This window comes from Streptococcus alactolyticus (assembly GCF_012277075.1).
GTDB classification, from domain to species: Bacteria; Bacillota; Bacilli; order Lactobacillales; family Streptococcaceae; genus Streptococcus; species Streptococcus alactolyticus.
The window spans coordinates 23557-45239 of the sequence record NZ_JAAXMT010000003.1 but is presented as its reverse complement, the minus strand read 5'-3'; the positions used below and the strand labels follow the sequence as shown (position 1 = coordinate 45239).

At 41.1% G+C, this 21683-nt stretch carries 23 protein-coding genes, 1 pseudogene and 1 riboswitch; of the genes and pseudogenes, 4 read left to right on the top strand and 20 right to left on the bottom strand.

Going from position 1 to position 21683, the window contains the following annotated elements; translation table 11 throughout:
- Positions 1-11: 11 nt before the first annotated feature.
- From HFK82_RS00625 to HFK82_RS00615, 3 genes are all read right to left on the bottom strand, one after another.
- On the bottom strand, positions 12-575 hold the full coding sequence (locus tag HFK82_RS00625; RefSeq protein ID WP_168260433.1) for an ECF transporter S component: 564 nt from the start codon (positions 573-575) through the stop codon (positions 12-14).
- A 75-nt stretch (positions 576-650) separates the two neighbouring features.
- Positions 651-791, bottom strand: a riboswitch (FMN riboswitch).
- An 80-nt stretch (positions 792-871) separates the two neighbouring features.
- Positions 872-1417 (bottom strand): tRNA (cytidine(34)-2'-O)-methyltransferase, encoded by a 546-nt coding sequence (locus tag HFK82_RS00620; RefSeq protein ID WP_168260432.1) that lies wholly within the window; start codon positions 1415-1417, stop codon positions 872-874.
- 218 nt (positions 1418-1635) lie between these two features.
- Entirely contained in the window at positions 1636-3483 is a 1848-nt protein-coding gene (locus HFK82_RS00615) for an APC family permease (protein ID WP_168260431.1), read from the bottom strand.
- 195 nt (positions 3484-3678) lie between these two features.
- On the opposite strand from HFK82_RS00615, the gene trkA reads away from it, so the two are divergent.
- Positions 3679-5028 carry a Trk system potassium transporter TrkA gene (gene trkA, locus HFK82_RS00610; RefSeq protein ID WP_168260430.1) on the top strand — a complete coding sequence of 450 codons (1350 nt, stop codon included), beginning with the start codon at positions 3679-3681 and terminating at the stop codon, positions 5026-5028.
- A 2-nt stretch (positions 5029-5030) separates the two neighbouring features.
- A complete protein-coding gene (locus HFK82_RS00605; RefSeq protein WP_168260429.1) occupies positions 5031-6470 on the top strand; it encodes a TrkH family potassium uptake protein in 1440 nt (479 codons plus the stop codon).
- Positions 6471-6540: 70 nt separating this feature from the next.
- On the opposite strand, the gene yidD is transcribed toward HFK82_RS00605, so the two are convergent.
- The 17 genes and pseudogenes from yidD to HFK82_RS00520 all read right to left on the bottom strand — a co-directional run bounded on the left by yidD (position 6541) and on the right by HFK82_RS00520 (position 20279).
- Positions 6541-6792 carry a membrane protein insertion efficiency factor YidD gene (gene yidD, locus HFK82_RS00600; protein ID WP_168260428.1) on the bottom strand — a complete coding sequence of 84 codons (252 nt, stop codon included), beginning with the start codon at positions 6790-6792 and terminating at the stop codon, positions 6541-6543.
- Entirely contained in the window at positions 6789-7514 is a 726-nt protein-coding gene (locus HFK82_RS00595) for a pseudouridine synthase (protein ID WP_168260427.1), read from the bottom strand. Before HFK82_RS00595 ends, yidD begins: the two co-directional genes overlap by 4 nt.
- A gap of 33 nt (positions 7515-7547) precedes the next feature.
- Positions 7548-8114 (bottom strand): SMC-Scp complex subunit ScpB, encoded by a 567-nt coding sequence (gene scpB, locus HFK82_RS00590; protein ID WP_168260426.1) that lies wholly within the window; start codon positions 8112-8114, stop codon positions 7548-7550.
- Between the two features lie 11 nt (positions 8115-8125).
- The gene (locus HFK82_RS00585; RefSeq protein ID WP_168260425.1) at positions 8126-8860 is read right to left on the bottom strand and encodes a segregation/condensation protein A; all 735 of its coding nucleotides are present in this window, start codon (positions 8858-8860) and stop codon (positions 8126-8128) included.
- Positions 8860-9600 carry a site-specific tyrosine recombinase XerD gene (xerD, locus tag HFK82_RS00580; protein WP_168260497.1) on the bottom strand — a complete coding sequence of 247 codons (741 nt, stop codon included), beginning with the start codon at positions 9598-9600 and terminating at the stop codon, positions 8860-8862. The genes HFK82_RS00585 and xerD overlap by 1 nt, the downstream gene beginning before the upstream one ends.
- Positions 9590-10063, bottom strand: a complete 474-nt coding sequence (cbpB, locus tag HFK82_RS00575) for a cyclic-di-AMP-binding protein CbpB (protein ID WP_168260424.1) — start codon at positions 10061-10063, stop codon at positions 9590-9592. The genes xerD and cbpB overlap by 11 nt, the downstream gene beginning before the upstream one ends.
- Complete coding sequence (locus tag HFK82_RS00570; RefSeq protein ID WP_168260423.1) at positions 10060-10584, bottom strand: metallophosphoesterase; 525 nt, start codon at positions 10582-10584, stop codon at positions 10060-10062. Before HFK82_RS00570 ends, cbpB begins: the two co-directional genes overlap by 4 nt.
- Positions 10563-11585, bottom strand: coding sequence for a nucleoside-triphosphate diphosphatase (locus HFK82_RS00565; protein ID WP_168260422.1), 1023 nt, complete (start codon positions 11583-11585; stop codon positions 10563-10565). The genes HFK82_RS00570 and HFK82_RS00565 overlap by 22 nt, the downstream gene beginning before the upstream one ends.
- The gene (gene racE / locus HFK82_RS00560; protein ID WP_168260421.1) at positions 11575-12408 is read right to left on the bottom strand and encodes a glutamate racemase; all 834 of its coding nucleotides are present in this window, start codon (positions 12406-12408) and stop codon (positions 11575-11577) included. Before racE ends, HFK82_RS00565 begins: the two co-directional genes overlap by 11 nt.
- A gap of 147 nt (positions 12409-12555) precedes the next feature.
- A complete protein-coding gene (locus HFK82_RS00555) occupies positions 12556-12798 on the bottom strand; it encodes a YneF family protein (protein ID WP_154454525.1) in 243 nt (80 codons plus the stop codon).
- A gap of 137 nt (positions 12799-12935) precedes the next feature.
- Complete coding sequence (locus tag HFK82_RS00550; RefSeq protein ID WP_167510357.1) at positions 12936-14177, bottom strand: diaminopimelate decarboxylase; 1242 nt, start codon at positions 14175-14177, stop codon at positions 12936-12938.
- A 115-nt stretch (positions 14178-14292) separates the two neighbouring features.
- Positions 14293-14982: a Bax inhibitor-1/YccA family protein gene (locus HFK82_RS00545; RefSeq protein ID WP_168260420.1), complete on the bottom strand. Its 690-nt coding sequence runs from the start codon at positions 14980-14982 to the stop codon at positions 14293-14295.
- A gap of 42 nt (positions 14983-15024) precedes the next feature.
- Entirely contained in the window at positions 15025-15498 is a 474-nt protein-coding gene (locus HFK82_RS00540; RefSeq protein WP_154454522.1) for an HD domain-containing protein, read from the bottom strand.
- A gap of 107 nt (positions 15499-15605) precedes the next feature.
- The gene (locus tag HFK82_RS00535) at positions 15606-16349 is read right to left on the bottom strand and encodes a TrmH family RNA methyltransferase (protein WP_168260419.1); all 744 of its coding nucleotides are present in this window, start codon (positions 16347-16349) and stop codon (positions 15606-15608) included.
- 49 nt (positions 16350-16398) lie between these two features.
- Positions 16399-17672: pseudogene (locus HFK82_RS00530) on the bottom strand (oligosaccharide MFS transporter).
- Between the two features lie 17 nt (positions 17673-17689).
- The gene (locus HFK82_RS00525; RefSeq protein ID WP_168260418.1) at positions 17690-19066 is read right to left on the bottom strand and encodes a glycoside hydrolase family 32 protein; all 1377 of its coding nucleotides are present in this window, start codon (positions 19064-19066) and stop codon (positions 17690-17692) included.
- Between the two features lie 214 nt (positions 19067-19280).
- The gene (locus HFK82_RS00520; protein ID WP_168260417.1) at positions 19281-20279 is read right to left on the bottom strand and encodes a LacI family DNA-binding transcriptional regulator; all 999 of its coding nucleotides are present in this window, start codon (positions 20277-20279) and stop codon (positions 19281-19283) included.
- A gap of 91 nt (positions 20280-20370) precedes the next feature.
- Between HFK82_RS00520 and HFK82_RS00515 the strand changes: the two genes are divergently transcribed.
- Together HFK82_RS00515 and yidC are read left to right on the top strand one after the other, a co-directional pair.
- Positions 20371-20649 carry an acylphosphatase gene (locus HFK82_RS00515; RefSeq protein WP_154454754.1) on the top strand — a complete coding sequence of 93 codons (279 nt, stop codon included), beginning with the start codon at positions 20371-20373 and terminating at the stop codon, positions 20647-20649.
- Between the two features lie 103 nt (positions 20650-20752).
- On the top strand, positions 20753-21682 hold the full coding sequence (gene yidC / locus HFK82_RS00510; RefSeq protein WP_168260416.1) for a membrane protein insertase YidC: 930 nt from the start codon (positions 20753-20755) through the stop codon (positions 21680-21682).
- The last annotated feature ends 1 nt before the right edge of the window (position 21683 follow it).

Sequence of the window (21683 nt, the reverse complement as noted above, 5' to 3'; positions counted from 1 at the left end):
CAAAAAATGGGTTAGAGTTTAAGAAAGGTGATGCATCGGTACAAAAGGAAAAAGCAAACCGAGAAAATCACCCCTTCAATGAGGTTAAACGGAATAACCATAGCAAATAAATAATTGCCCAGTCCCAAAACAGCCTGAATATCAAAATTCGCAAACATGGCGTAAAATGGCACGGCATAGATATAATTTAAGCAGAACATGGCAACTGTCAAACCAAGTGTTCCTACAACAGAGGCAATGATGTAATTTTTAGTTGTTCGTTTCTTATTCCACAGCAAAGCCAAGGCTAAGACAAACACACCAAGAGCCACCACATTCATGGGTAAGCCAATCAGACTGGAAATGCCCCCATTATTAAGCAAGAGCTTTAAAAAGGTCCGCAGCACTAAAATGCACATAGCGCTTCTTAAATCCAAAACCACCAAGCCTATCAAAATAGGCATAATGGAAAAATCAAACTGCAAAAAGCTTGCTGCTGGAATTAAAGGAAATTGCACATACATCAGCAAAAAGGAAAGGGCTGATAAAATGGCAATATACGACAGTTTTCTTGTCCTAGACATTGTGTTAAACATAAAAAATTCCTCCAATTTTTTCAAATTGAAAGAAGCACTAAGGTATTAAGCGACACCAAAAAAGCGTAGCTAATCCTTGGTCTTCTCCCATCCAGACTATACTGTCGGTCCTAGAATCGCACTAGGTCAACTACTTCACGTAGCTCGCGGACTTTTCGCTTTGTTGCGACACAAAGCACCGCCGGTCGGGAATCTCACCCTGCCCTGAAGACATCTTTAGCATAACAAAAAAACGCCCCTGACGCAATAGATGTGACAGAAAAAAAAAGATAGCTAGAACTAGCTATCTTACAGGGTTATTTTAATTTGTCATGTGTATATGTGTGGCTCAATTCAAGGCTTGGGAAGGATTGTTGGCGAAGGGCTTCATAGACAATCATGCAGACGGTATTAGACAAGTTAAGGCTGCGAACGTGCTCATCATTCATGGGAATACGCAAGGCTTCATCCGCATGGGCACGCATAAAGGATTCTGGCAAGCCTTTATCTTCACGTCCAAAAAGGAAATAATGGTGCTTGCCGTCATTGTAATCAACGTCCGAATACACCTTGTCAGCAAATTTGCTAATTAAATGCAATTCTCCATCGCATTTATCCAAAAATTCTTCCAAACTATCGTAAAAGGTCACGTCCAGCTTGTCCCAATAGTCAAGTCCTGCACGCTTCATTTTGCGGTCGTCAATGGGAAATCCCATAGGACGAATGATGTGCAAGGGAGCGTTGGTTGCGGCACAGGTTCTTGCGATATTTCCTGTATTTTGCGGGATTTGAGGTTGAAAAAGCACGACATGGTTAATCGCTTTGCTACCTTCTTCGTGATAATCCAATTCTTCGATATTCATAGATTTCCCCTTCATTTTGACATAAAAAGAAAACCACACTGCTCGGAGTCGCGCTCAGCAAACAATGTGGTTGGTGGTGGTTCATTAACTTAAATCATAACAGGTTTGATTTAAACTAACGAATCTTCGCTAACTATTATAACACTTTGCCCTGTAAAGTCAACGGATTTGATAAGATTTTATAGCCTTTTTTACCAGCCTTTTTCAAAGATAAGGCTCTATTTTTTCAAATGATAAGAATAAGTGGCAATGATAATATCCTCATACCAACGCAAGCGGACACGTAAGCGTAGGCTCATTTGGTTGTGAAGAACGTTTTGCCAGCTGTGTTTTGGAATAAATTTTGGAATGATGACCGTCATGGTGTGGTTTTGTTTTTGGGCTTCACGGTTCATCTTGTTGACAAACAACATGGTCGGTTTAACAATATCACGGTAATTGGATTCGATATTGACAAAGGTCACTTCTGGGAAATAGGTTTTAAATTCTTTTTCAATTTCCAAGTCTTTTTGTTTGGTTTCAAGGGTGGACACGTGCATAGCAACGACGGTTTGCCCAATGCTTTTGGCATAATTGATGGCACGAATGCTGGCTTGGGTCAGATTTCCCACTAAAATCAAGACGGTATTGCCATCGTAATGAACGTTGGTCACATCCTCTGTCAAACGCAATTGCATGGCTACGTTGTTGTAGTGATTTTTAATAGAATAAAACAAAATCATCAAGGCAATAATGATTGGGAAGAATGGCCAAATCTCATTTAATCTAAAGATAAGAAGAATTAAAATGATGACATAGCAGATAATAGCCCCTAAAATATTGGCTAAAGAGTGCCTCAAAAAGCCCTTACCAATTTTGCGTTTCCAGTGAACAACCATGCCCGTTTGTGACAAGGCAAATGGAATAAAGACCCCAATGGTGTAAAGTGGAATGAGACGTTCGGTTGAACCATTGAAAATGAATAACAAGGCAATAGCACCGACGGCTAGAGTGATGATACCGTTTGAATAACCTAAACGTGCCCCTTTTTCCATAAAGAGATGCGGCATGTACTTATTTTGAGCCATGTTAAATGACAACATTGGAAAGGCTGAAAAACCAGTATTGGCTGCCACGGCCAAAATCAAGGCTGTAGATAATTGGAAAACGTAAAAGAGGGCATTTCCCACAAGAGAATCGCCAAAAATTTCCTTAGCAATTTGAGCTAAAACGGTCACATGAGCATTAGGCAAAATCCCCAACCAGTAGTTCAAGAAGGTAATGCCTGCAAACATGATTCCCAAAATCAAAGACATGATAGCCAAGGTACCAGCAGCGTTATTTTCTTTTGGTTTTTTGAAAAATGGTACTGCGTTTGAGATAGCCTCAACCCCTGTCAAAGAGGCGGAACCACTTGTAAATGCCCTTAATAACAAGATAATGGATACCCCAGGAACCACCGCACCGACGTGTGCTGTTGCGTGGTAAGGCAATTGACCCGTTACAATCTGGAAGGCACCGTACACAATCAAAAACATGGTGCTAATGATAAAGAGGTACACAGGTACCATCAAGGACCTAGCCGATTCGCGCAAGCCCCGCAAATTCATTAACATCAAGAGCAATACCAAGGCAATCGCAATTTCCAAATTGAAATTTTTGAAAGCTGGAAAGGCAGAGGTGATGGCATCTGCTCCTGAAGAAACAGACACCGCTACGGTCAACATATAGTCAATCAAAAGGCTTCCACCAGCTAATAAGCCCATGCTGGGCGATAAATTTTCATTGGAAACAATATAAGCTCCACCACCTTTGGGGTAGGCATGAATCACTTGTTGGTAAGAAATCGTCAGACTGGCTAACAAGACAAGAACCAATAGCCCGATTGGCAAAGACCACCAAATAGCTGCCGCTGAAATGGTTGTCAACACCAAAATCACTTGTTCTGGTCCATAAGCAATAGATGACAAAGCATCACTTGAGAGCATAGCTAAAGCCTGCGACTTGGACAACAAATGCTCTTCATCGGAATCACCAGCTGATTTCAATGGATAACCGATAAAAAGATTCCTTAACTTTTCAAACATTGAAATTCTCCCTTAATCTAAATAACGATTTATTATAGTTCTCTTGTTCTCATTTCGCAAGTATTTTGGGTAAATGTTATCTATTTGTAACAATTCTAACAGTAGAGTGCTAATGCTTATCGGGACTTTCAGTTTTGTCTAGAAATTTTTACAAAAAAGGAGTATCATAGAAGTGATACTTTTCGGAGGTTCAGGATGAAAATAATTGTTGTCGGTGGAGGTAAGGTCGGAACTGCCCTTTGCCGTTCTTTAGTAGAAGAAAAACATGATGTTATTTTAATTGAGGAAAAAGAGTCTGTTTTAAAAAAAGTTACCAAACGCCATGATATTATGGGAATTGTTGGCAATGGTGCCAACTTTAAAATTCTTGAACAGGCCAATATTCGAAACTGTGATATTTTTATCGCCTTGACGGCAAAAGACGAGGTCAATATGATTTCTGCTGTCTTGGCTAAAAAAATGGGGGCAAAAGAAACGGTTGTTCGTGTGCGAAACCCAGAATATTCCAACACCTATTTCAAAGATAATGATTTTCTTGGCTTTTCCCTCGTGCTCAATCCAGAATTGCTGACGGCTCGCTACATTGCCAATTCGGTTGATTTTCCAAATGCCTTGTCTGTTGAGCACTTTGCCAATGGGCGCGTCATGTTAATGGAATTTATCATTGCCGATGGCAGCAAGTTGTGCCAATTGTCGCTCAGTCAATTCCGCAAGAAATTTGGAAACTTGGTGGTCTGTGTCATTGAGCGTCAGGGCAAGCTTATTATCCCTGACGGGGATACCACGCTACGTCTTGGTGATCGTATTTTTGTCACTGGTAATCGTAACGAGATGATTCAATTCCATAATTCTGTGAAAACTAAAATCATCAAAAACATGATGATTATCGGAGCTGGACGCATTGCTTATTATGTATTGAACATCTTAAAAAATACACGCATAAGCTTAAAAATTATTGAAAATAACCCTGAAGGTGCTGCCTTTTTCAGTCGTGAATTTCCTCATGTTCATGTTGTGCAAGGGGACGGTACGGAAAAAAGCGTTCTTCTAGAAGAAAGTGTGGAAAATTTTGATGCCGTGGCTACCTTGACTGGAGTCGATGAGGAAAACATCATCACGTCAATGTTCCTTGAAACCTTAGGCGTGCCAAAAACGATTACCAAGGTCAATCGCACTAGCTTGCTTGAAATCATCGATACCAGCCGTTTTTCAAGCATCGTCACACCTAAAAATATCGCCGTAGACACCATGATGCACTTCATTCGTGGACGCGTCAACGCCCAAGACTCAAACCTTGATGCCATGCACCACATTGCTAATGGGCGCATCGAATCCTTGCAGTTTGAAATCCGCGAATCCAATAAAATGGCTGGCAAAAGTCTCTCTTCGCTTAAATTTAAAGACGATATTTTGATTGCTGCCATTATCCGCAAGGGGAAAACCATTTACCCAACTGGTGAAGACATCTTGCAAGTTGGCGACAAAATTGTTGTGGTCACATTTCTCAAAAATGTGACACGTATCTATGATTTGTTAGCGAGGTAGTTATGAATAAAAGTATGGTTCGCTACCTCCTATCCAAATTGCTCCTGATTGAATCTGGTTTGCTTTTGGTTCCTTTGGTTGTCGCTTTTATTTACCATGAACCTTCTCGCGTGGTCAGTAGCATTATCATGACGATTGCGATTTTACTGCTTATCGGTTTACTTGGAATTGCTTTTAAACCCCAAAATTACCATATCTATACCAAGGAAGGGCTATTGATTGTCGCTCTTTGTTGGATTTTGTGGTCCTTCTTTGGAGCTCTGCCTTTTGTGCTATCTGGCCAAATTCCTAGCATTATCGATGCTTTCTTTGAAATGAGTTCAGGTTTTACCACGACAGGGGCAACCATTTTACCCGACGTTAGCGTCTTATCGCATTCGATGCTGTTTTGGCGCAGTTTTGCTCACCTTATCGGAGGAATGGGGGTTCTGGTTTTTGCCCTTGCCATTATGGAAAACAGTAAGAACAGTCATCTTGAAGTCATGCGAGCAGAAGTTCCAGGACCTGTTTTTGGTAAAGTGGTATCAAAACTAAGGGAAACCGCTCAAATTCTCTACGTCATCTACCTCAGTATGTTTGCCGTAATTTGCGTTATTTTAGTTGGTGTGGGAATGCCGCTGTTTGACAGTCTGATTACCGCCATGGGATGTGCGGGGACTGGGGGATTTGCTGTTTACAACGACTCCATCGCCCACTACCATAGCTCTCTCATTACCAATATTGTTTCCATCGCGGTGCTGCTTTTCGGAATCAATTTCAACCTTTACTACTTCTTGCTCTTGCGTAAATTCAAAGCCTTTTTCAAGGACGAAGAATTGCGTACCTACATTAGTATTATCATCGTGGCAACAGCTTTGATTTGGCTCAATGTCAGTGGACTTTATGCCAGTGCTGGTAAAGGGTTAGAGATTGTTTTCTTTGAAGTATCCAATGTTATCACGACCACTGGTTTTGGTATCACCGATTTAACCGTTTGGCCGCTCTTTTCGCAAGTCATTCTTCTGATACTGATGTTTATCGGTGGGTCGGCTGGGTCAACTGCAGGTGGTTTTAAGGTAATGCGCGCCTTGATTTTGACGAAAATTTCCAAAAATCAAGTGCTCTCAAGTCTTTATCCTAACCGTGTCATGACCATTCATGTTAATCAACAGCCGCTGGACAAGGAAACCCAGCACAGCGTTTTAAAATACCTGTCGCTATACGTGACCTGTTTACTTGTCTTGACACTCTTCCTATCACTTGATAATAGCGACTTTATGGTGGTTGCCAGTGCCGCGGCTTCAACGTTCAATAACATCGGCCCACTGCTTGGCACCGACCAAACCTTCAACATTTTCAGTCCTTTTTCAAAACTGCTCATGTCCTTTGCCATGATTGCGGGACGTCTTGAGATTTTCCCAATCTTACTGCTTTTCATCCCCAAAACATGGTCTAAATACTAATCATACCGCTCCCTTTCAAAAAGGGAGCTTTTTTGGAGAAAAAAAACGACCTCAGGCCTGAAGTCGCTTCTTAGTTATGACGAAAATCTTTATGACGGCGTAGGGTGAAATAATCTGGGACAGGGTCTTTGCCACCCTCGACAAATGGGTTGCACCGTAAAATACGTGCAATCCCCATCAAAACACCCTTAATGCCATGCTTTTCAATCGCCACAATCATATAACTAGAACAGGTCGGCTCATAGCGGCAAGACGGTGGGGTCAGTGGGGAAATGAATTTCTGATAGCCCCGCACCAAAGCAATCAAGCTTTTTTTAATCATTTAGTCTTAGTCACCGCTAAATTATGTAGCTGGCTGATTTCTTTTTTATTCAAACGGCGAGATTCCCCAGGACGCAAGCCCCTCACATCTAGATTTCCAAAGCGTGTGCGGGACAATTTATCCACCAAAAGCCCAACAGATTCAAACATCTTTTTGACTTGATGATTGCGTCCTTCATGAATGGTTAATTCCACAACAGAACGGTTTTTGTCAGGATCTACTTTGATAATGTTGTAGCGAGCTGGTTTGGTTTTCTTACCGTCAATGACCACACCACGCGTCAAAGGACGTAGGTTTTCCTTGGTCGCAATGCCTTTCACACGCGCCAAATAAACCTTGTCAATTTCATTTCTTGGGTGGATCATCTCATCTGTAAAATCCCCATCATTGGTTAAAATCAACAAACCTGTAGTATCCCAGTCCAAACGCCCAACAGGGTAAATGCGTTCTTTGACATCAGGCAACAAATCCACAACTGTCTTGCGTCCCTTCTCATCTGACACGCTTGAAATGACCCCGCGCGGTTTATTGAGCACATAATAAACCTTTTCTTCATTGTAAATCGGTGTGCCTTCCACTTCGACTCTATCCCCATTTTTAACGGTGGTCGCTAGTTCTGTCACTACCTGACCATTTAATGTCACCAAGCCTTGCTTAATCAATTCTTCGGCTTTGCGTCGACTGGCAACACCTGCATGGGCAATGTATTTATTAATTCTCATGCTATTACTCCTATCCTCAAAAATAATGACTGCCTAAGCGTCATCTGTCTGCTTTGTTTCTCCAAAAAGCGACACTTCCTCATCCACCAACTCAATGTGAGAGGCGTCCACCAATTCTGTCAAGTCATTAATCCCCATAAAATCCAAGAAATAATCTGTTGTGGCATAGAGATTGGGACGTCCGATAACCTCTTTTTTCCCCGCTTCTTGAATCAAGCCCAAAGACAAGAGTTTACTCACCGCACTGCTAGAATTGACCCCACGAATGTCGTCAATCTCAATACGCGTAATGGGCTGCTTATAGGCAATAATAGACAGAACTTCCAAACTCGCACGCGACAAGCTCTGATTGACAGGCGCCTTGGCAAATTCACGTAGCAAGTCTGAAAATGTCTCCTTGGTAGCCATTTTATAACGTCCAGCCGTTTCAATCAAGCACAAGGCTGTTGTGTCGTCTGACTCGTATTTTTGAGCCAAGGTCTGCAAGAACTCTTTTAGCTGACTAGGAGTCAGCTGGAGCATTCCTGCCAAATACCTCAAGCTCAGCCCCTCTTCTCCTGCCACAAAAAGAAGCGCTTCTAATTGTGCCAAATCATTCATATAGCCTCCTCTTAAATGGCTGACGCATCAGATGGCACCTGTTTATCAGCCTTTTTCACCACAATACTACCAAACGTTTCGTCTTGTTCCACCGTGATTTCATGCACCTTAACCAATTCCAAAGTCGCTAGAAACACCGTCACCATCTCCAAACGTGTCTGACATTCCTGAAAAATACTCTCCAAACATAGGCTCGGCGTTTGATTCAAACGCTCAGAAAGAGTCATCATCATGTCTTCGATACGGTAATCATCACGTTCAATGACCGTGTGAGTGCTTGCCATTCGTTTTTGCTTTTCAGACATGACTTGCGAAAAGGACAAAAACAAATCCATAACCGTCTTGTCATGATTCAGCACTGCATCTTCAAAAATAAGCTCTTCCTTAGGTTTGGAATAAAATTTAGAGCGTTCGTCGTGCTGGGCAGACATTTCCTCGCTGATGGCTTTAAAGCGACGGTACTCCTCAATCTGCGACAAAAGCTCTTGCTCGGGGTCATCCTCTACTGGCGTTTGCTCCACAACTTTTGGTAATAGCTTACGACTTTTGATGAGCATGAGCTGACTCGCCATAACCATGTACTCCCCCGCCACTTCTAGCTTCATAGCTTGCAAGGTCGAAATATAAGCCAAATATTGTTCAATCACCTCTACAATCGGAACGTCATAAACATCCACCTGATATTTTGACACCAAATGCAAGAGCAGATCCAAAGGACCTTCAAAATCTTTTAATTTAATATCCATTATGATGTGTAATATTTCTCTAATGTTATCGGGCTTTTTAACCCCAATTGCTTACTGATTTCTAGAATAGACTTGCCAGCCTCTTTTTGGTGAAGAATGTACTGCTGCCGTAAATCTTGTGCGGATAAGGTCTCAAAACCGTATGTGCTTAAAAAAGCCTTGAGCTGAGTGAAAAACCATTGCCGTGAATAAGGCTTTCCTTTATGGTCAAAAAGATACTGACCTTCTGACAATTGTGCCACTAAATAGGGCAAAAGCCGTTCTGGCACTTGCAAAATCCTCACCATCCCAGAGCGTTTCAGACGCAAGACCGCAAATTGACTGTCCACATCGGCTGGGGTTAAGTGCTGAATTTCTTGAGGCAACAAGCCCAATTCAACTATCAACAAGGCAATCAATTGCCCTGCTTTTTGGCTCGTTTCCTGATAAAAACAACCGTAATCTAACAGTGAACAGTCCGCTGGCTGAGTTACCATTTTTTCTTGATTGTTCAGCTTATAAAACCGCTCCAGTTTGCCTTGTTCATACAGAAAATACAGAAATTGATTAACTGCTGATAGTTTGCGTTTTTTAGCCGACACTTTCAAGTCTGCTAAGGAATGCTCATACAAGGACAATTTTTCAGGTGTGATTTTGCCAGCCACCACCTCAACAAACTGCTGCAAGTCATAATAGTAAGCCTTCTTAGAACTTTCAGACAGTTGCTTACTTGCTATAAAGCGTGTGATATCATTCTTCATCATCTTTTGGCGTAATGGTGTAATGGTTGGTAAAATCGTGCAACAAGCTGTTGACCGCTTTTAAAATTGAGCGGCGTGTGATAATGCCCAAAAATTGTTGGTCATCATCTAAAACTGGCAAGAAAGGATAATCCACCAACAAGTGCATAATTTCAGTCAAATCAGCCTCTTTGCGAATGGTTTTGATTTTGGTATTGACCATTTGACCAATATCCATCTGGTTGAGTTCCCATTCTGTCAGCTGGTGCTTGACCTGATAAGACATGATATCTGCGATGCTAATGGTTCCCACGTACTTCTTGTCCTTGGTAATAACAGGCACGCGAGAGTAACCATTATTGACCAACAGCAGCATAACATGGTCTGAATTATGCGTATCAATAAAAATGGCTAACTCATCTGCTGGAATGAGGTAGTGGTCCAAATGGCTGAGCAGAAAATCTTCAAATTCTTTTGCTATCATCTGTCAAATTCCTTAGAAAGTGCAGGGTAAAGGTCATGGTGACGTGTGTAGTAAGTCACCTTGATAGTATCCTGTGTAATCTCAACTTTGGCGTACAATTTTTCTTGTACATCGCCACGTGGTTGTGACACGCTTCCTGGGTTGATAAAAATGGTTTTACCATTTCGCCAAGCGGCAGGGCGGTGCAAATGCCCATAAAGGCAAATATCCGCATCTGCTTCTTGAGCAAATAAATCCAATCTATCCCACGTGAAATTGATATTATACAAATGACCATGCGTCTGAGCAATGGTAATGTCCCCAAGTTGGGTAACCAAACGTTCAGGATAACCATTGTCATAATCACAATTGCCACGAACCACATGGATGCCTCCTTCCCAAACAGGGTCCGAACTTGGTAATTCAGAATCCCCATTGTGGAAAATGGCATCTACTTTGCCTTGATACGTTTTTTTGATGTCCTCGACAATCTCACGGTCCCCATGAGAGTCACTCATTACTATGATTGTTTTGCTTGCCATACTGAGAATGCCTCCATTAATTTCTTAACAGCCAATCCTCTGTGTGAGATGCTATTTTTTTCTTCAGCTGTCAATTCAGCTGCATGACGCCCTGTTTCACCGACCATAAACAAAGGGTCATAACCAAAACCATTGTCTCCCTTAGGTTCCATAGCGATGTAACCCGGCCAATCCGCTTCAACCACTAGGCTTTCCTTGCCTGGTGCTGCAACCACCAAGGTTGTGTGGAATTGGGCAGAACGGTCTTTGTGGTCAAAAACCATCGCCAGTTCGTGCAAGAGTTTGGCATTATTGGATTCATCTGTTGCGTCTGGTCCTGAAAAACGTGCTGACCAAACACCTGGAAGGCCACCTAGGGCATCCACTTTCAAACCAGAATCATCCGCCAAGACCATCTTACCCGTTAAATTGGAAATGGTTTCTGCTTTCAAACGAGCATTTTCTTCAAAAGTTGTGCCAGTTTCTGCGACCTCAGGCAAATCAGGGTAATCATTAAGATTTTCCACCTTGATACCTAGTTTTTCAAACATTTTGCGGAATTCTTTGGTCTTGCCTTCGTTGCGTGTGGCAATTAAAATGGTATCACCAAAAGCAGTTTCAGAAGCATTCCCAAAGAAAGCTTTGGCGTCCACGCCCCCTTTAGGCAAGTGCACCAAGAGCAAATGATCAGCCTCAGTCACCACGACGGCACCAGCTCGTTGTGCCACTTCAAACTGACGATCGCTTTCTTGGTTAATCATGTCAACCACAAAACGAATCAACTGAAAATCAGACGCTTTTTTGATAACCGTGACGTTATAGCCATTTTTGGCTTGGTCAGAATGGCACTTACCATGATCTTTATGACAAGGCTTATGCTTAGTTAGTTTTGACAATTCTGAGTTCAATCGAGCTAGGTGGTTGGCACAAATGCCTTCAAAACCACGAAGCACATTGGCGCCACCCCATTCACCGATAAACCAATTGTCCGCATCTTTGTATTCATAAATCTTATCCGTCATTTTCTAATCCAACTCCTTCATCTTGTGCTTGCAAATCAACGTGTCTGACGTCAATATCTGTATTTAGCCAATTCATGGCGATTTCTCTAAAACTTTGCGTGCTGGCTGTGGTATAAAAAACGGGTATGGATTGATTTGGGATACGGCTGTGATTGATTTGAAAATAATTAAGCAGCACGGAAACATCCCGCACACACTCTGCTCCGCTATCAATTAACTTAACCTCTGGCCCCATGACATTTTGAATGATAGGACGCAACAAAGGGTAATGTGTGCAACCAAGCACCAAGGTATCCACTTTGCCAACAAGCGATGCCAGCGTTTCATAAACCACTTTTTTGGCGACACTTGACGCCATTTCGTTTGATTCCACCAAGGGAGCAAATTTAGGGCAAGATAGACTCAAAACGGTCATTTGTGGGGCTAGGGACATAATTTTTTGGCGGTAAATATCCGATTTGATTGTCATCGGCGTGCCAATGATCCCGATTTTGCCGCTGCGCGTTGATTTAATGGCTGCGCTAGACCCTGGCAAAATCACACCCAAGACAGGAATATCCAATTTTTCCTTCACTTCTTCCCAAGCGACTGCTGTTGCAGTATTGCAAGCAAAAACAATCATCTTGACGTTTTGTGTCAATAAAAACTGCACCAATTCCCACGTGTATTTTCGAATTTGCTCGGCTGGTCGTGGCCCATAAGGCGCTCTAGCAGAGTCCCCAATATAGACAATTTCTTCATACGGAAGTTGACGCATCAACTCACGCACCACGGTCAAGCCACCAACACCAGAATCTAAAAAACCAATTGGTCTATTATCCATAACATCTTCTTTCTAATCATGGACTTATAAAAAACCCAGTTGGCGAGGCAACTGAGTCATTCATTTCTGAGCTCTGTGCTCGAAAAGTCAATCAGCCCTTAGGAGTTATGGTCTCTTGCCACTTCTCATAAGGGATGAAACGCTAGCTTATCGTCTATTTTTAGCAGCTGCTGCTTTTGATTGTTTAATAATATTTCGATAAGTCTGTTGAATTTTAGCTTCGCTCGGTTTTTGACCCATTTGGCTCATCATTTCACGAATAGCGTCTGGCGTTAAACGTGGGTGTTCAGCCACTTCTCTTTCAAATTGTCGACGAGCAATGAAAACACCACCAACAAGCCCACCAAGAAGGGCAACCAAAATTAACAGAATCCAAAGAAATGTTGTCATGATTATCTTTCTCCTAAATTTTTTACACCACTCATTATAGCAAAAATAGGGAAAAATAGAAAGAGTTTACAAACGCCTAAGCGCTTTTATCCCCTTTCTTTTTCCCTTAAAAGTTTTGGCTCAAAATGGCTATCGCTCTAGTCAAAATCAAATCCTTCAATGGTCGCAAAGTAATCCTCTGGGATTTCCGCACGACGAATCAAACGAGCAGTGCCGTCCTCTTGGTAAAGAATTTCAGCCGAACGCAAGCGACCGTTGTATTGGTAACCCATTGAAAAGCCATGTGCCCCTGTGTCATGAATAACCAAGATATCCCCGACACGCGCCTCAGGCAATTCCCTTTGTTTCGCAAATTTATCGTTGTTTTCACACAAAGACCCCACCACATCAACGGTTTCCAGTTTGCCATTTGGATTGCTCATGTTGGTAATGTGATGGTAAGCATCATACATAGCAGGACGCATTAAATTCACCGCAGAGGCATCAACGCCGATATAGGTACGGTAGGTTTGTTTACGATGCAATACTTTTGTGACCAACAACCCATGCGGTGCCAACATGAAACGCCCTAATTCTGTGAAAATCTTGACCTCACCAAGTCCCGCTGGAACCAAGACATCATCAAAAGCACGATGCACACCTTCCCCGATAACCGCAATGTCATTGGCTTCTTGACTTGGTAGATAATTGACCCCAATTCCTCCTGACAAATTGACAAAATCAATGGCAACACCTGTTTTTTCCTGGATTTCAACAGCCAATTCAAACAGTTGGCGAGCTAATTCTGGGTAGTAATCGTTTGTGACGGTATTTGACGCCAAGAAGGAATGCACACCAAAATGCTTCACACCTTGGGCTTTGAGTTCCTGAATCCCTTTGAGCAATTGCTCCTTGGTCATCCCAAATTTAGATTCGTTGGGATTGTCCATGATGTCTGTCCCAAGGGCAAAGACGCCACCAGGATTGTAGCGAAGGGAAATCGTGTCAGGCAAACCTGCCACTTCTTTCAAGAAAGCAATGTGCTCATACGCGTCTAAATTGATTGTCGCACCGATTTTTTTAGCGTATTGAAATTCACGAGCTGGGGTGTCGTTTGATGAAAACATGATATCCGTAAATCCCAGTTTATGGCTCATCAACAATTCCACTTCCGTTGCACAATCCACGCCACAATTTTCCTCTTGCAAAATCTTCAAAATCGCAGGTGTTGGGGTAGCTTTAACGGCAAAATACTCTTTAAATCCCTTATTCCAAGCAAATGCCTTATTGACAGCACGCGCTTTTTCACGAATGCCCTTTTCATCATACAAATGAAAGGGAGTTGGGTAAGTATCGGTAATAGTTTCAAGTTCTTTAGCTGAAATAAACGGTGTTTTCATCAGGACTCCTCTAAATTGTCAAAATATTATGATTATTATATCATAAAGCCACAAAATCACCAAAAGATAGCTAAAAAAAGCCAGCACCAATAGTGCCAGCTTGTCAGTTAAGGTATTAATCGTCCTTTCCGAAAATACGAAGCAAGTTTAAGAACAAGTTAATGAAGTCGAGGTAAAGGCTCAAGGCCATTGAGATAGCCCAACCGTCATTGACTTGACCACCAGTGCTTGCAAACACACGCTTAATCATTTGATTGTCATAAGCAATTAAACCTGAGAAAATCAACACAGATACAATGCTGATGATGTAACTCATACCGCCAGAACCAATGAAGAGATTCACAAAGCTAGCGATGATAATCCCAATCAAAGCCGCCATCAAAGCCTTGGTCATGCCTGATAAATCACGTTTCGTAAAGAAACCAACCATTGACATAGCAAAAAAGACTAAAGCTGATGAGATAAAGGCTTGGAAAACAGTCGCCTGCGTGTAAGCTGCTAAAACAAAGCTCAAGGTAAAGCCGTTTAAGGCCGAATAAAATAGAAATAGTGGCAAGGCCGCAGGTGTGTTGCGACGCGCAGCGTTACTTGCCATAAATACTAGGGCAAGTTCTAAAAAGATAGCAACGTAATAAACCATTGGATGATAAGTGATAATATTTACCATATTGTCTGAAAAGACATAAAGCATGAGGTATGAGACAAAGGCTGATAGCCCAATTCCCATGCCGACTAAGCCATAAATCTTAGCAAAAAAGCGACTTAATGCCCCGTCATTTTGAGCATAAATAACATTATTATCCATATACTTTCCTTTCTGTAATAAAGAGATAATGTCTATTCTATATTAACGATGATTGCTTGGTAAAATCTTGCGGCTGTAACGTCTGCGTTTGGTAAATCGTTTTCGCAAAGGCGTCATCGCTTCTTTAACCGCACAATATTTGTCAACCATCGTAACAATATAACCTTCTTTGTAGCGTGGTGGCGCAATAGTAGCCCCCCACATGTGTTTTAAAATAATATCCTCTTCACGTTTTGTTAAGTCCACCAATTTCCGTGCGTTACGAACAGCGATTCGAGGGTGAACCCAAGCGTGCCCTTTGTTAAATTTTGTAACTCTCCAATCGTAATAGAAAAAGTCATGCAAGAGTCCGCCACGTGCGGTAGCTTTTTCATCCCAACCCAATTTTTTAGCAATACGATAACTCGTATAAGCCACGTCGATGGAATGCTCCATCCGAGTTGAATAGTGGTGTTGGGTAATCTTATCTAATTTTTGAAAACGAGGATGTTGGATGATATGACCAACAAGGTCCATAAATTCTTTGTCTTTTTTATAGGCTTCCGTGTAACCCGCCCCCTTTCTCTCAACTTAATTATAGCATAATATCTTAAATTAAAGTGAAATAAGAGAAGGCTTAAGACCTAAGCTATCAAGTGAAAAAGCAAAATACCAGCTGCCACAGCCACATTCAAACTCTCTGCTTGACCAGGCATGCTAATGTGAACCAAATGGGTTGCTTGTTGCGCCATATTTTCCGAAATGCCATTGCCTTCATTGCCCATGACCAAAGCAAACTGCTGCGGAGCCGCAAAGTCCTTGTAGTCAATCGAATCTGATGACAAGGTACTAGCCAGCACAGGTAGGTTTAATGTGTGGAACTGCTCGCAAGCAACCGCCATATCCATTCGCCAAACAGGTAGGTGAAAATGGCTGCCCTGCATAGAACGCAGCGTTTTTTGATTGTAAATATCGGCTGATTTTTCCGAAATAATCACACCATCTAAGCCAGCCGCATCTGCTGTCCGAATCATGGTCCCGACATTTCCAGGGTCCTGAACATCCTCCAAGACCAAGTAGCGTCCTGCTTTTAGCGCTTCAAGGGGCAACTGCGGCATCGCAACTTCAGCAATAATGCCCTGTGGTGCCTTAGAATCAGTCAACTCCCTCAATACTTCAGAAGTCACCACTGTTACCTTTGGCAAATGGCTGATGCGCTCAACAAAAGCTTCCAAAACAAAGACATTCACAAAAGTCGCCCCTGCTTTTTCCGCCTCTTCAAACAAATGCCAGCCCTCAATCAAATAAGACGACTGCCGGTATTTCTTTTGCAATAATTTTTTCGTTTTTTTAATGAGATTATTGGATTTAGAAGTTATCGTTAGCATGTTGCTATTATAACAAAAAATCTCCCAAAAAGGAGATTTCAGCACTATTTTAGCTCATTTCTAATGGTTGTCCATTAACATCTTTATCGTCTTTTTTGAGAATAAAGAAGGCATAAATAGCAGACAACGTCACAATACCAGATACCACCAAGAAGGTTTTTTGATAACCAATCTTATCATGCAAGGCTCCAAATGGCGTAGAGAAAATAATTTGTCCTACCTGAGCCGCAATTTGGAAACCAACCATGTAAAGCGTTGTTGAAATACGTGTATCAAAGTGAAGTGTGAAGTAATGGAACATCGCTAGAATAAAGATGGCCGTTTCTGGTGCGTGTAGAAGTTTAATAATAGAAACGCCTAAAGGATTGGTCACTAAACCACAACTACCGATACGTAAAACCATGATAACCAGTCCAATAAGAAGGCTTTTACGAACACCTGTTTTGCGCATCATGATAGGAACCAATCCCATCATAATGGATTCTAAAAAGACTTCCATTGAATTGAGAACCCCATATGCCTGTTGACCAATGGCAGGTGTACTAAAGAATTTAGTAAAGAAGTCAGGGAACATCTGTTGGTCAAATACGGTATAGAAAGCCCAACTCATCATGATAAAAATGATAATTTTCCACAAATCAATCATCTTAAACACGTTTAAGATTTCAGCCATAGAAGGGGATTTATCTTCTTTTTGATTTTCAGCCAAATTCTCAAATTGCTGGAGTTTTTCTTCATCATCTTCTGGTCTAAAGAAAATAAGGACCAAGAGCAACACAACTGCAAAAGCAGATCCTACCCAGAAAATCAAATAAGCATTTATGGTAAATAGGAAACCTGCCACCAAAGCCGCCACAGCATAACCAAATGAACCCCAAGCACGCGCTTGACCGTATTCAAAGTTAAAACGTCTTCCATACGTTCTGCCAAAGCTTCAAATGTCGGCGAAGTCGCTAAAAATGTAACGGATAAGTATAAAGATCCTAGTAAAACTCCCACATAAAACTGACTTTTTAGCATAGGAACGTAAATCCATGTGAAGAAAGGTCCTAAGAAAATCTCACATCCTACACAAAACATCAAAAGTGTCTTTTTGATTCCCAATTTGTCTTGAATAGAATCATAGACAAACATCAAAATCAAGGTAATAGCAGAGTTAAAAGAATAAATGGTTCCAACTTGTGAACCTGAAAAGCCTTGCTTGCTGGTCAACCATATCTGGAAGAATGACCACCAAATTCCCTAACCTGTGAAGAAGAGCAAGATTGACAAGGAATTACTTGCATAAAAGGGATTATCAAATTGTTTTTTCAAAGACTTCATGACTCCTAGCCTCCAAATTAGTAGGTATTAGCTTCTTCTTCCAATCGATAGATGTGGGTTTGATTATCACATGCTTGGTCTAAAGAAAGTTCAATTGCATGATTCCAGTAAATTCTTTCTGTAAAGGTAACGCTACCTTCATTCACAAAAATTTCCACTGAACTCTTATCAATATAGACTTGTAACGTCATTTCATCGGTCAAGTCAAGATGAGCAACACGTTCGCCATCGGTTGTGCTACGATTTATAATTAAGCGTTGTCCAGACAAATCAACTGTTAAATCTAACTGATTGTCACCGTCACTTAGGGTTAGGAGTTTTCCTGATGTTACTCCTTTTATAGCCATCTCGAATTCACTGGTACGAGCCAATTCATATTTGCTATGAGCTTCCAACGTTCCACTAAATTCACAAGCTTCACGTAACGATTTCAACTCTTTGATTGGCAATTGATAGATTTTTCCATGACGGATAACCAATTCACGCGGAAGAGTGAGAGCTCCTGTCCAGCCATCTGCCTTTTCATACATTGGTGAATCCCAAGCATTCATCCATGCAATCATCACGCGACGTCCATCTGGCGTCAATAATGTTTGTGTCGCATAGAAATCATGACCATTATCAATTTCTATGAATGAACTACGTGATAAGGTAAAGTCTTCTTTCAATTGTCCCATAAGATAGCCTGTTTGGTTAAGGTTGCGATATTTGTCGCCTTTTGGCTCTAAACCTTGTGGCGACATCAACAAGATATCTTCACCATTTAGACGGAAGAAATCTGGACACTCCCACATGTAACCTTCATCTTCCAAGTTACTTGCTTTATCAAGGATAGGTAATTCCTTCCAGTCAATCAGATTGTGTGATTGATAAAGCAAGGCTCTTCCTAAACCATCTTCACCTTGACTTCCTAAAACCATATAAAAAGTATCACCATCTTGCCACACTTTTGGATCTCTAAAATGTTTTGTATTACCACTTGGTGTCGTTAAAACTGGATTACCTTCATATTTGGTAAAATGAATGCCATCTGTACTGTAAGCTAGATTTTGATCTTCGTAGAATTGCTCTTGATCATTAGGATCTGTATAATGATGTCCAGTATAAATCAACCACAGTTTTCCATCATACTCAACAGCACTTCCTGAAAAACAACCATCTTCAATAGTGGGTTCCAGAGCAATTGGTAGTGTTTCCCAATGCACTAAATCTTTACTTCTAGCATGTCCCCAGTGCATTGGACCCCAATCTGATCCATAAGGGTAATATTGATAGAAGATATGGTAGTAACCTTTGAAATACGAAAATCCATTTGGGTCATTAATCCAGCCAGCTTTAGCCATAACATGATAGCCAAGACGATAGCGATCGTTGTTCACAGTCATTGTTTCCATTTTTTCTCCTCTTGATATGATAACCGGTTAACATATTGTGAAATCGTTTTCCGTTAAGGAATATATTTATTATAGCGCTTTCATTTTTATATATCAACCGGTTAATATAATATTTTTTAATTTTATGTGATTAACTGAAAAAACAACCTATCCTGATGATAAATTGCTTTTATATACTTTTATATATTAGAAAGCCTTGTAGGACTTATTACCGTTAACAAGTGCCATTATCTAGGAGTTTAACAGGTAAAATATGAGTATTAGATTGACTTACTTTACCATTCATGCGATTTTCTAAGAGGTTTACAGCTGTTTTTGCCATTTGATTAATCGGTTGTTGGATTGTTGAGAGATGTGGCAACAATAATTGTGTCATATCGGCACCGTCATATCCAATAATTTTTAAATCACGAGGAACTTCACGATGATACTCTCTTGCTAAAGACAATAAAATAGCCGCATCAGTATCGTTAGAGGCAAATATGCCATCAACCAGTGGATGTTCTTCAAAAATACAACGTAGAACTTCTCTTTTTTCTTCCTGACTAATATTAAAATCAATGTGATAAGTAATCGGTTTAAGACCGTGGGCTTCCATCACACTTTCATAAGCAAGCCGTCTTTGTTGGGCAGGCGTATTCAGATTTAGTGGACCATTTGTATGCACCACATAACGACAACCTCTTTTTAGTAACCTCTCCGTGGCTAGTTTACCACCTTGAAAGTTATCAGACGACACGACTGGAATGTCATCGTTCATAATGCGGTCAATTGAAACAATCGGAAGATTATGGTGGCTATATTCCTTTAAGCCTTGATTATGAGCACCTACAATCAGACCATCTACTTGATGGGTTAGGAGTTGTTTGAGGTAGTCTTCTTCCTTATCTGGATCGTTTTGTGAATTTCCCATCAACACCTTATAACCTCTTTTATACAATAAACGCTCCATTTCAGCTTCTAATTGTGCAAAAAAAGGATTATTGACTGTAGGAAAGATTAAACCAACTAGATAAGTCTTTTGTTGGAACAATTGACGAGCAATGATATTGGGTTGATAGCCTAACGCTGCCATGGCATCGTTTACCTTCTGAATGGTTTTCTCGCTTAAGTAACCTCGATTATTTAAAACCCTAGAAACAGTTGTTTTAGAAACACCTGCTAGGCGAGCAACATCTTCTAATTTTGGACGAGTATGTGACGTATCTTTCATGCTTTCTATTATATCATAAGCCAGCCTAATCAGCTTTATGATATAATAAACGCATAAGAAGACTATAATATTATTAGGGGAGGAATTTGAGATGAAAAAAGTGCGTTTGATTGTGTCTGGTCGTGTGCAAGGCGTTGGTTTTCGCTACTCAACTTATGCAATAGCCCTTCAAATTGGGGATATTTATGGGCGGGTTTGGAATAATGATGACGGCACTGTGGAAATCCTAGCTCAATCCCAAGATGCTGCTAAAATGGCAAAATTTATTCAGGAAGTACGCAAAGGGCCGTCACAATGGGCCAAAGTGACCTATGTTGATGTCAAAATGGATAACTCTGAAGATTTTAAGGATTTTCGCATCGCCAACTAATCTTTGTCACCAAGCTATCAAAAATTAGGACCATAGATGTATTGAGAATTTGCCTAAAAAAAAGTAAAATAGTAGGGTATTATATTTTTAAAGGAATAATCAATTGAACAAAAAATTAAATCGTGTCCTCTTATCGGGACTTAGTTTATCGTTATTGTTAACTTTATCTGGCTGTGTCAGTGTCGATTCTAGTGGTAACCCAACAGGAACCGTTTGGAACATTCTTGGGGAGCCGATGGCAAAACTCATCCAGTATTTCGCTAATAACATGGGGCTTGGTTTTGGCTTAGCCATTATCTTAGTCACCGTTATTGTCCGCCTCATTATCCTACCTTTAGGGCTTTACCAATCTTGGAAGGCAAGTTACCAATCTGAAAAGATGGCTTTCTTAAAACCTATCTTTGAGCCAATCAATGAGCGTATGCGAAATGCGACAACTCAAGAAGAAAAAGCTGCTGCCCAAATGGAATTGATGGCAGCTCAAAGAGAAAACGGTATTAACATGCTTGGAGGCATGGGATGCTTGCCACTGCTTATCCAAATGCCATTCTTCTCAGCCTTGTACTTCGCAGCCCAATACACTCAAGGGGTTTCTGAAAGTACCTTCATGGGAATTGACCTTGGAACACGTAGTATTCCGTTGACAGCAGTCATCGCTATCTTGTACCTCTTCCAATCATGGTTGTCAATGCAAGGTGTAGCTGAAGAACAACGTGCAGCTATGCGTGGTACCATGTACGTGATGCCATTGATGATGGTCTTCATGGGTATGGGAATGTCAGTCAGCGTCTTACTTTACTGGTTAGTCGGTGGTATCTTCTCGATTTTCCAACAATTAATTACCATGTTTGTTATTAAACCAAGACTTCGTCATCGCATTGAAGAGGAATTTAAAAACAATCCTCCAAAAACTTACAAATCAACCAGCCGTAAAGACGTTACACCAAACGCTAACAAAGCACAATTAAATAACACTAATAATCAAGCTCGTAAGGCAAAACGTAACGCTGGAAAACAACGAAAACGTCGCTAAA

What these genes read in the sequence shown, in the direction of transcription:
- HFK82_RS00585 (WP_168260425.1), bottom strand. Translation starts at nt 8,860, where the DNA reads ATGGATATTAAATTAAAAGATTTTGAAGGTCCTTTGGATCTGCTCTTG.
- HFK82_RS00595 (WP_168260427.1), bottom strand. Translation starts at nt 7,514, where the DNA reads ATGAGAATTAATAAATACATTGCCCATGCAGGTGTTGCCAGTCGACGC.
- racE (WP_168260421.1), bottom strand. Translation starts at nt 12,408, where the DNA reads ATGGATAATAGACCAATTGGTTTTTTAGATTCTGGTGTTGGTGGCTTG.
- HFK82_RS00615 (WP_168260431.1), bottom strand. Translation starts at nt 3,483, where the DNA reads ATGTTTGAAAAGTTAAGGAATCTTTTTATCGGTTATCCATTGAAATCA.
- yidD (WP_168260428.1), bottom strand. Translation starts at nt 6,792, where the DNA reads ATGATTAAAAAAAGCTTGATTGCTTTGGTGCGGGGCTATCAGAAATTC.
- HFK82_RS00545 (WP_168260420.1), bottom strand. Translation starts at nt 14,982, where the DNA reads ATGGATAATAATGTTATTTATGCTCAAAATGACGGGGCATTAAGTCGC.
- xerD (WP_168260497.1), bottom strand. Translation starts at nt 9,600, where the DNA reads ATGAAGAATGATATCACACGCTTTATAGCAAGTAAGCAACTGTCTGAA.
- HFK82_RS00565 (WP_168260422.1), bottom strand. Translation starts at nt 11,585, where the DNA reads ATGACGGATAAGATTTATGAATACAAAGATGCGGACAATTGGTTTATC.
- HFK82_RS00525 (WP_168260418.1), bottom strand. Translation starts at nt 19,066, where the DNA reads ATGGAAACAATGACTGTGAACAACGATCGCTATCGTCTTGGCTATCAT.
- cbpB (WP_168260424.1), bottom strand. Translation starts at nt 10,063, where the DNA reads ATGATAGCAAAAGAATTTGAAGATTTTCTGCTCAGCCATTTGGACCAC.
- HFK82_RS00535 (WP_168260419.1), bottom strand. Translation starts at nt 16,349, where the DNA reads ATGCTAACGATAACTTCTAAATCCAATAATCTCATTAAAAAAACGAAA.
- HFK82_RS00625 (WP_168260433.1), bottom strand. Translation starts at nt 575, where the DNA reads ATGTTTAACACAATGTCTAGGACAAGAAAACTGTCGTATATTGCCATT.
- HFK82_RS00540 (WP_154454522.1), bottom strand. Translation starts at nt 15,498, where the DNA reads ATGGACCTTGTTGGTCATATCATCCAACATCCTCGTTTTCAAAAATTA.
- HFK82_RS00520 (WP_168260417.1), bottom strand. Translation starts at nt 20,279, where the DNA reads ATGAAAGATACGTCACATACTCGTCCAAAATTAGAAGATGTTGCTCGC.
- HFK82_RS00570 (WP_168260423.1), bottom strand. Translation starts at nt 10,584, where the DNA reads ATGGCAAGCAAAACAATCATAGTAATGAGTGACTCTCATGGGGACCGT.
- HFK82_RS00605 (WP_168260429.1), top strand. Translation starts at nt 5,031, where the DNA reads ATGAATAAAAGTATGGTTCGCTACCTCCTATCCAAATTGCTCCTGATT.
- HFK82_RS00550 (WP_167510357.1), bottom strand. Translation starts at nt 14,177, where the DNA reads ATGAAAACACCGTTTATTTCAGCTAAAGAACTTGAAACTATTACCGAT.
- HFK82_RS00515 (WP_154454754.1), top strand. Translation starts at nt 20,371, where the DNA reads ATGAAAAAAGTGCGTTTGATTGTGTCTGGTCGTGTGCAAGGCGTTGGT.
- trkA (WP_168260430.1), top strand. Translation starts at nt 3,679, where the DNA reads ATGAAAATAATTGTTGTCGGTGGAGGTAAGGTCGGAACTGCCCTTTGC.
- HFK82_RS00620 (WP_168260432.1), bottom strand. Translation starts at nt 1,417, where the DNA reads ATGAATATCGAAGAATTGGATTATCACGAAGAAGGTAGCAAAGCGATT.
- HFK82_RS00555 (WP_154454525.1), bottom strand. Translation starts at nt 12,798, where the DNA reads ATGACAACATTTCTTTGGATTCTGTTAATTTTGGTTGCCCTTCTTGGT.
- scpB (WP_168260426.1), bottom strand. Translation starts at nt 8,114, where the DNA reads ATGAATGATTTGGCACAATTAGAAGCGCTTCTTTTTGTGGCAGGAGAA.